General features: G+C 64.2%; 7 protein-coding genes, 1 pseudogene and 1 riboswitch. Of the genes and pseudogenes, 5 read left to right on the forward strand and 3 right to left on the reverse strand.

From position 1 onward, the window contains the following. Positions 1–190: 190 nt before the first annotated feature. Entirely contained in the window at positions 191–535 is a 345-nt protein-coding gene (locus PSET11_RS16370) for a TfoX/Sxy family protein (protein WP_124093379.1), read from the reverse strand. 167 nt (positions 536–702) lie between these two features. Between PSET11_RS16370 and PSET11_RS16770 the strand changes: the two genes are divergently transcribed. From PSET11_RS16770 to PSET11_RS16385, 4 genes and pseudogenes are all read left to right on the forward strand, one after another. Next, positions 703–993 carry a hypothetical protein gene (locus PSET11_RS16770; protein WP_203416007.1) on the forward strand — a complete coding sequence of 97 codons (291 nt, stop codon included), beginning with the start codon at positions 703–705 and terminating at the stop codon, positions 991–993. A 224-nt stretch (positions 994–1,217) separates the two neighbouring features. Beyond that, on the forward strand, positions 1,218–1,691 hold the full coding sequence (locus PSET11_RS16375; RefSeq protein WP_124093380.1) for a hypothetical protein: 474 nt from the start codon (positions 1,218–1,220) through the stop codon (positions 1,689–1,691). Positions 1,692–1,788: 97 nt separating this feature from the next. Continuing rightward, positions 1,789–3,229, forward strand: a pseudogene (locus tag PSET11_RS16380) (APC family permease). After that, on the forward strand, positions 3,226–4,695 hold the full coding sequence (locus PSET11_RS16385; protein WP_124093381.1) for a protein adenylyltransferase SelO: 1,470 nt from the start codon (positions 3,226–3,228) through the stop codon (positions 4,693–4,695). The pseudogene PSET11_RS16380 and the gene PSET11_RS16385 overlap by 4 nt, the downstream one beginning before the upstream one ends. Before the next feature lie 93 nt (positions 4,696–4,788). On the opposite strand, the gene PSET11_RS16390 is transcribed toward PSET11_RS16385, so the two are convergent. Continuing rightward, positions 4,789–5,634 carry a LysM peptidoglycan-binding domain-containing protein gene (locus tag PSET11_RS16390; RefSeq protein WP_124093382.1) on the reverse strand — a complete coding sequence of 282 codons (846 nt, stop codon included), beginning with the start codon at positions 5,632–5,634 and terminating at the stop codon, positions 4,789–4,791. A 4-nt stretch (positions 5,635–5,638) separates the two neighbouring features. Continuing rightward, positions 5,639–5,839, reverse strand: a riboswitch (cyclic di-AMP (ydaO/yuaA leader). A gap of 151 nt (positions 5,840–5,990) precedes the next feature. Continuing rightward, the gene (locus tag PSET11_RS16395; RefSeq protein ID WP_238989205.1) at positions 5,991–7,007 is read right to left on the reverse strand and encodes a hypothetical protein; all 1,017 of its coding nucleotides are present in this window, start codon (positions 7,005–7,007) and stop codon (positions 5,991–5,993) included. Between the two features lie 185 nt (positions 7,008–7,192). On the opposite strand from PSET11_RS16395, the gene PSET11_RS16400 reads away from it, so the two are divergent. After that, positions 7,193–8,118: lytic transglycosylase domain-containing protein (locus PSET11_RS16400; RefSeq protein WP_124093383.1), on the forward strand; the 926-nt coding region annotated here is incomplete at its 3' end.

Consider the following 8,118-nt stretch of genomic DNA (forward strand, 5'->3'; position numbering starts at 1 on the left):
CGGTGGCGCGGTGATCCTCGAGACGAGCTTTCGTTCCGGCGTGGATGCTCGAGCCGCCGCGTTCTGCGGCGGCGACAGCCCGAAAATCCAACGTCCTTGCCATAGCTCAATTATCCCAAAGGGGTACGACAATTCCGTGAGGGTTTTTCCCTATGTGGACAACTCAACCCAGCATCAACGGAGACCAAAATCAGTCCCGCAGACTTCCCGACTGAAGGCCGATTTCGAGCCAAAAACCGAGCTCGGACTCCGAAGCCAACGCCGCGGCAGGCACCTTCAACCAGCCACGACCCATCGGCCGGTTGTTTCCCATTTCCGCCTGGACGGCACCGCGCTCCAGGTGGGCTTGGTAGTCGTCCGGATTGGTGCGGACCAGCAAGTCGCCGTCGCGGCCGGCCGCAACGGCCATCCGCTCGTCCACCATGAACGACACGCCACCAAACATGGTGCGCTCACGAACATTCGGCTGAGTGGTTAGCAGTGCCCGGATTCGACTGGCCAGGAGCGCTCGTGCATCGGAGTCGGGAGCCGTCATTGCGCTGTCCCGACACCACGGATGGCGCGAACTGTAGCGGGCGCCAGTTGTGAGCTCATCACCAGATGATCCTTTCGCTGGACTATGCGCCGCTGGAGGGCAGGCACGTCTCAGGATACGAAGCGTCGGCAAGTGGCTGTCAAGACTGTCCATCCAAATCATTTCTGATGGTCGCAGGGCTGATCGTCGTGGCGAAGGACGCGGGTGCCTCGGTTTCGAAGGCCCTGACCCGGGGGGAAGGAACGACGGCGGTTCTGGCCGTGAGCACGACGCAGACGGATGGTTGGGCCACTCCGGCGCTCGAGGGCGAGGCAAGGGCATTAGCGGAAAGTGTCGAGGCAAAGTCGACGGATGAAGAACCGACAATGACAGGGCGGCCCGTCGCGGCGAACCCGACCCGGCGTCGTTGCGCGGGGATTATGAAATCCGACCTGCCGCAGTCGCCCGGCAGGGACTAACCCGGCCTGCCGCAGTCGCGCGGCAGGGATTAGCCCGGCCGCCGCCGTCGTTACGCATGGCGGAGATAACCCGGCCACCACCGCCATCGCGCGTGCCAGTGGCCTTAACCTGCCGCCGTCGTGCATGGCGGCGGCCAAGCCGGAAGAGACCCTACAGTTCCCAGCACCGAGAATGATCAGTAGGCTTACGAAGGAACACCAAGAAGCATAGGAGAGGCGCCACCATGACCGACCAGAACCAGCCGGAAAATACCCTGCCAGACCAAGCCCAAGAGGAGCGCGAGCTGAAGGATGAAGGGCTGAGCCCGGTCGACGAAAACGATGCGCTGCTGGCGGAAACTGCGGGTTCGGACACGTCGTTCGAGCTGGACCCGGTGACGGGGGAGCCGGACTCGTACCCGGGTGCCGCGGAGGACAACCCGGATCACTGGCAGGAGGATCCGCTGCTGCAGGGTGAGGTCGGTGACGCAGACGCCGAGGTGCCCCCAAGCGAGCAGGACCTTCGCGATGAAAGCGAGGAAGCCCGCTACGAGGCCGGAGAAGAGCAGGTTCCGCCGGGAACACCCACCTTGGGCGAAGCCGCGGCAGATGTTGATTTCGGCGAAGTGCCCACCGGGGACGAAGCCGACGCCAGCAACGATCCCAGCAACTCGGGCGGTTCCCCACTGGGCGGCATGGACGTCGACGAGCTGGATTAGAGACTCAGCACAGGCATTGCCAAAAAGCAGCAGGTAGGTTCACAGTGAACTGACCGGCATCAGCCCCTGTTCCACCAGAAGCAGTGGAGGTCACCCAATGAGCGCACCGTCCGAGGAAGTCACCGCCGCTACCCCCAACCATCCGCCTGAGCTGAAACGGGTGTTGGGGCCGAAGCTACTGCTGCTGTTCATTGTGGGTGACATCCTCGGCGCTGGCGTCTATGCCGTGACGGGAACCATGGCGGGCACGGTGGGCGGCATGGTTTGGCTGCCGTTCCTGCTCGCCTTCGTGGTGGCCACCCTGACAGCGTTCTCCTATCTCGAGCTCGTCACCCAATATCCACAAGCTGCCGGTGCTGCCCTCTACGCGCACAAGGCATTCGGCATCCACTTCGTCACCTTCCTGGTGGCGTTCGCTGTCGTCTGCTCGGGCATCACCAGCGCGGCTACCTCCGCAAACGTTCTGGCCCAGAATTTCTTCGGCGGCCTGGCCGTCAATGGCTGGTTGGACACGCCGGATCAAAGCGTGGTGACGGTGGTGGCGCTGGTTTTCATGCTTCCTCCTGGCAGCGATCAACCTCCGCGGGGTGGGAGAGAGCGTCAAGTTCAACGTGGTCCTCACCCTGGTGGAGATGGTGGCACTGTGCACCGTCATCGGCGTCGGCTTCTACGTCATGTCCCAGGGCACGGGCAACCCGGAACAGATCTTCGTGTTCAACGATTACCAGGACAAGGGCCTGTTCCTTGCGGTCACTGCCGCGACCTCCATCGCCTTCTTCGCCATGGTGGGCTTTGAAGATTCGGTCAACATGGTCGAGGAAACCAAAGACCCGGAGAAGATCTTCCCGCGCACCATGCTCACCGGCCTGGGCATCGCAGTGATCCTCTACATGTTGGTGGCCATCTCGGTGGTCAGTGTCCTCTCGCCCACCGAACTGGAAAACATCCGCGACGCCGAGGGTGCCGCTCTCCTTGAAGTGGTCAGCAAGGGCTCACCAGACTTCCCCATCGACAAGATCTTCCCGTTCCTCGCCGTTTTCGGGGTCGCCAACACCGCCCTCATCAACATGCTGATGGCCAGCCGACTGATCTACGGTATGGCCCGCCAACGCGTCCTGCCCCAACAACTCGGCAAGGTCCTCCCGGTCCGGCGGACGCCGTGGGCTGGCATCGCCTTCTCCACCATCCTCGCCCTGGGACTTATCATCTACGTGACCGGCGACCCCAAGAGCAACATCGTGGCCAACCTGTCCGGAACCACGGCCTTCTTGCTCCTCTGCGTCTTTACGGTTGTCAACGTGGCCTGCGTGGTCTTGCGGCGCAAGCGGGATCCCAACGCGGTGAACCACTTCTCCTCACCAGGGCAGCTGCCACTAGTAGCCGCACTGCTCTGCGCCTTCCTGGCGGGTCCATGGGTGGGCCGCAACGTCATCCAATATCAGATCGCTGGCGGGTTGATGGCCATCGGGGTGCTCCTGTGGCTGGTGACCTGGCTGATCAACCGCCGCACCAACACCGCCGATAAGCTGGAGGAATGACCATAGCCGCACCCACGATTGCCCTGGACAACAGGTTCGCCAGTGAACTCCCCGAACTCGCCGTGCCGTGGCAGGCAGCGGATGTGCCGACGCCGAAGGTCCTGGCAGTCAATGCCGAACTCGCTGTCCGCCTGGGCATTGATCCCGCCTTTCTGGGAACGCACGACGGCGCGCGGTTGCTGTCCGGGAATCACCTCCCGGCGGGTGCAACCCCGGTCGCGCAGGCGTACGCAGGCCACCAGTTCGGCGGCTACTCGCCGCGGCTGGGCGACGGCAGAGCGCTGCTCCTGGGCGAGCTGACAGACAGCGAGGGAAACCTCGTTGACCTGCACCTGAAGGGTTCCGGCCGCACGCCGTTCTCGCGCGGCGGCGACGGCTTGGCCGCCGTCGGGCCCATGCTGCGTGAGTACCTCATCAGTGAGGCCATGCACGCGCTAGGCATTCCGACCACCAGGTCTCTGGCGGTCGTTGCGACCGGCCAAGAGGTACGCCGGGAGGAGATGCTGCCGGGCGCCGTCCTGGCCAGGGTGGCCAACAGCCATCTGCGGGTGGGCAGCTTCCAGTTCGCCCGCGCCACCGAAGACGATGAACTGCTGCGGCGGCTCGCCAACCACGCGATCGCCCGCCACTACCCGCACGCAGCCGAATCCGATCAGCCCTACCTTGAACTCTTCCGCAACGTGGTGAACGCGCAGGCAAAGCTGGTGGCGCAGTGGATGCTGGCCGGGTTCGTCCACGGGGTCATGAATACCGACAACATGACCATTTCCGGCGAAACCATCGACTACGGCCCGTGTGCCTTCATGGACGACTTCAATCCCGCCGCTCTCTACAGTTCGATCGACACGGGCGGCCGCTACGCCTATTCCAACCAGCCATTGGCAGCAGAATGGAACCTGGCCCGGCTTGCCGAGTCGCTCCTGCCACTGCTCCACGAGGACCAAGACCAGGCAGTGGAGTTGGCTTTGGAGGTGTTGGGCACGTTCCAGGGCGCCTACGCTGCGGCATGGGGGAGTGGAATGCGCGCCAAGTTGGGGCTGGCGGATGTTCCGGCGGGTCAGCCTGATTCGGAAGTGGAGGCACTGGTGGAGGAGGTGCTCGCGATCCTCAAGGACGGCCCCGTGGACTACACACAGTTTTTCCGGGCACTGAACCGGGCGGCACGGGGAGAGCCAGGGCCGGTCCGCGGCATGGTTGTGGACCTGGCAAGGTTCGATGCCTGGCTGCTCCGCTGGCAGGCCATGAACCCCGATCGGGACGTGATGGCCCGGGTGAATCCCGTCTACATTCCGCGGAACCATCTCGTGGAAGCTGCCTTGAGCGCCGCAACCAACGGGGACATGGAGCTGTTCAACGACCTGGTTGCCGCCGTCGTCGATCCCTTCACCGAACGTCCCGGACTGGAGCGCTTTGCTGCCGGACCGCCACAGGACTTCGGCGCCTACCGCACGTTCTGCGGCACATAGCCGGGGCTAAACAAGAAAGGGACGAGTCAGTTAAAAAGCAGCGGGTGGGCAGGTTCCGGAGAACCTGCCCACCCGCTTTGGTACGGCCGCTGGTTACGCTACGCGGACTGCTGCGTAGCCCTGGAGCCAGCTGATGGAGTGGACCTCGGTCTTGTAACCGTCCACACCGCCGCTGACAACCTGGCCGTTGCCGGCGTAGACGCCTACGTGGGTAGCGGTGATGATCAGGTCACCGGGAGCCGGCGATCCTACTACCGTGCCGTACTGGAAGAACTGGCCCGGAGCAAGATCGCCAACGGACTTGCCGACGGAACGCAGTGCCTTCTCCACCATGGCGGTGCAGTCCTGGGTTACGCCCAGCTGACCGTAGGCGTTGGCGAGGATGGCAGCGCCCGTGCCCGAACCGGTGGGTGCAGCGGCCGATGCGTAGGTCACGTTCATGCCGGTGTTGGTGGGGGCAGTGACGGCCGCGGCCTGGACAGGTGCGGGAGCCTGCGCAACGGCGGCGACCGGGGCTGCAACGTAGCCGGCACCGGGGATCTGGATCGGGTTGCCCGGGTAGATGACGGCGGAGATGGACAGGCCGTTGGCGGCGAGGACATCGTTCAGGCTCACGCCGTAGGCCGAGGAGATGGCACCGAGGGTGTCACCGGACACAACCGTGTGGACGTTGGCAGCAGCAGCGGCCGGAGCTGCGGCAGCAGCCGGGGCGGCGGGTGCCGAGTAAGCCTGAACGTTGCTGCTGGCAGTGCTGTCCTGGCTGTTGATGCTGGCGTGGGCCGGGGCACCGATACCGAAGGCGAGGCCTGAGGCGGCTGCTACGGCGAGGGCCGGGCGGCCCAGCGAGCGGGCCTGGGACTTGGCGGAAAGTGCGAGTCCTTCAAGGGCGATTGATCGTTCTGGGGTGGCGCGGTGACGGGCGCTGATGGTTTTAGACATGGTGCTATTGCCTCTCCGATGCCTGCGGGGTGAGCTGTCGGGTTCGGGCTGGAGATGCCCGGCCAAGATCACCCTTGATGGAACGGAGGTGATATTGACTTAACCCCAAGACTTCACTGAAGTCGCGGAAACTTGGTTCCCCCGTCCCTGCCAACTGGAAAGTGTTGGATCCCGAGTCAGCGGCAGGGTTCGGCATGCTGGTGGGAATGTCCCCTTGGCGGGGACATGTGTAGACCCTAACGCACGCTCCTGTGAATTGTCACGTTTAGATAACATGCGAGGTACGTCTATCGGTTCATCCGCAGTGCCGGCCCAGATCGGCTGCCAAGCGGCTGACCTCGGATAACACGCTCCCGTCAGCCATCTGCGCAGGCGGCTGTGACGAAGTCATAAATTTTTCCGCGCAACACCCCACCGGCCGCGATCTTCAGGACGCCGGTCTGGCCGTCCACCGAGATGCTCAACGGAAGCAATGTGCCCACCTTGTCCTCTGCAACAGCGTGCGGATCGCAGCGCGCCGGGCGGATGGTCAACGGTAGATCTTTGCCCGGCTCGCCGGGCCTGACAACCAGTCCGGTTGGCCATGGATGCGCTGCGACCTGTGCCAGGAGCGTGGTCTCGCCCAGGCTCTCGATGGTCAGGGTTGCGTCGCTTTCCGCCACTGGCTGCGGTTTGATCGAGTGCTGCGGATCAATCAGCAGACGGACGACGGCGGTCTGCCCGTCTGCGGCGACGTCCAGGTCTGCGCCAAACGAGATCGTTGCCACGGCAGCGGCGGTGGCGGCAAGGCATAGTTCAGCGTGGTTCCGGACGAGGACCTCGAAGGGGTCCGTCGCGGTCACGGGCCCGGCGCTGGCAGTACTCACCAGGCTCAGTACGGCTACGGGTTCGAGGGGTTGGGCCGACAAGGTGGCGCCGTCTGGTGATCCGTTGCAGGCCGCAGTCGGCAGACTGGCCGGCCTGCTCTTTGCCTGGTGTGGTGGAAGCAGCAGGGGGTCGGCATTGACTGGCCAGCCGAAGCCCGTGGGGAAAAGTGGCGAAGAGAGCTGGACATTGGTCACGGTGATTGGCGCTTCCGTGGTGTTGGTCAACTGGACCAGTACGGCGTGTTGGCTGTACTGATCGCGCGACTGGTTGATCGTCACTGTCACAGGGCCCGCTGCTGGGGTTGTCCCGCCGGCGGCGAGAGTTCCGTCGGCTGCGGGGATTGTTCCGCTCGCAGGGGGAGTTTCGCCGGTAGGTGTTGTTCCACCTGAACAGCCAGCCAGGCCGGCAAGAAGGAGCGCGATCACGGAGGAGTGTACCCAGACAGTGTGCCTGCCGGGGCGCCCAAGGGACTGCCTGCCAGTGCGCCCGGCGCGTGAGGCTGCCATTTGTCCAGCGTAGCCTCATGGGGTCAGATCATGGGGCCAGACCTTTGCCATACTTCAGGCCGGCTTTTGGCCGGTCCGCTGGCTAAAGCAGCCTGCCGGTGACGCGATCAGTAAACATCCAAATTTATAACAATATGGACACCTGAGCGTGTTTCAGCCGCGCCACGCCGGTAGGCTTCGGAACTATGCCCCAGTTCGTTTCCAAGGTGAAGACCCCTGTCCTGGGGAGCCTGCTCGCTCTTGTCCTCATCGGATCGGCCGCCTTGCAGCCTGCTGCGGCCGGCGATCCAGCTCCGCCCAGCGGCTATCCGAGCTGGGAAGACGTCCAGCAGGCCAAGGAATCCGAAGCAGGCAAAGCCGCCGAAATCAGCCGTATCAACGATCTTCTGGGTGGCTTGTCTGCCCAGGCTGAAGTCCTGGGCGACCAGGCCGTCACCGCGGCAGCCAGTTATGCCGAAGCAGACGCGGCCCTGCAGGCAACCACCGCCAAAGTGGACGTCTTGGCCGCCAAATCAGCGACCGCGCGGTCGGAGCTTGACCGGCACAAAAAGGAACTCGCAGCCTTGGCAGTGCAGTCCTACAAGACAGGCGGCACCAACACGGGATTCTTCGTGGCACTGGACGCGCTGGAGAAGAATAATGTGCAAGGCCTCAACGTGGTGCAGCTGGTGGGGGACAAGACAGCAGCGCTGGTAGCCACAGCTGATGCTGCAGGAAAAGTCGCAGCCTCTCTGCAGGAGCAGGAACAGGCAGCACGGACTGAGCAGGAACGGCTGACAACCCAGGCCGACGCGTCGCTGCAGGCCGCCCGGTCGGCGCAGGATGGCATGAACCGGCAGATCGCCGATAGTCAGCAGCACAACACCGAACTCACGGCTCAGCTTGCGTCCCTGAAGGGCACCACAGCGGCCGTCGAGTCTGAATTCCGGCAGGGCGAGACCGCCCGCGCCGCCTACCAGGCATCGCAGGACGCCAAGCGCGCTGCCGCCGAGGAACAAGCCCGCCAACAGGCAGAGGCAGCAGCCCAAGCCGCTGCAGCGGCGGCCAAAGCAGCGAGCCTCCAGCCGCGACCTGCCGCTGCGAACCCCGCAAACCCGGCCCCGGCGAATCC

It is taken from the genome of Arthrobacter ulcerisalmonis, from assembly GCF_900609065.1.
Taxonomy (GTDB): Bacteria; Actinomycetota; Actinomycetes; order Actinomycetales; family Micrococcaceae; genus Arthrobacter; species Arthrobacter ulcerisalmonis.

What these genes read in the sequence shown, in the direction of transcription:
- PSET11_RS16770 (WP_203416007.1), top strand. Translation starts at nt 703, where the DNA reads ATGGTCGCAGGGCTGATCGTCGTGGCGAAGGACGCGGGTGCCTCGGTT.
- PSET11_RS16395 (WP_238989205.1), bottom strand. Translation starts at nt 7,007, where the DNA reads ATGGCAGCCTCACGCGCCGGGCGCACTGGCAGGCAGTCCCTTGGGCGC.
- PSET11_RS16375 (WP_124093380.1), top strand. Translation starts at nt 1,218, where the DNA reads ATGACCGACCAGAACCAGCCGGAAAATACCCTGCCAGACCAAGCCCAA.
- PSET11_RS16385 (WP_124093381.1), top strand. Translation starts at nt 3,226, where the DNA reads ATGACCATAGCCGCACCCACGATTGCCCTGGACAACAGGTTCGCCAGT.
- PSET11_RS16370 (WP_124093379.1), bottom strand. Translation starts at nt 535, where the DNA reads ATGACGGCTCCCGACTCCGATGCACGAGCGCTCCTGGCCAGTCGAATC.
- PSET11_RS16390 (WP_124093382.1), bottom strand. Translation starts at nt 5,634, where the DNA reads ATGTCTAAAACCATCAGCGCCCGTCACCGCGCCACCCCAGAACGATCA.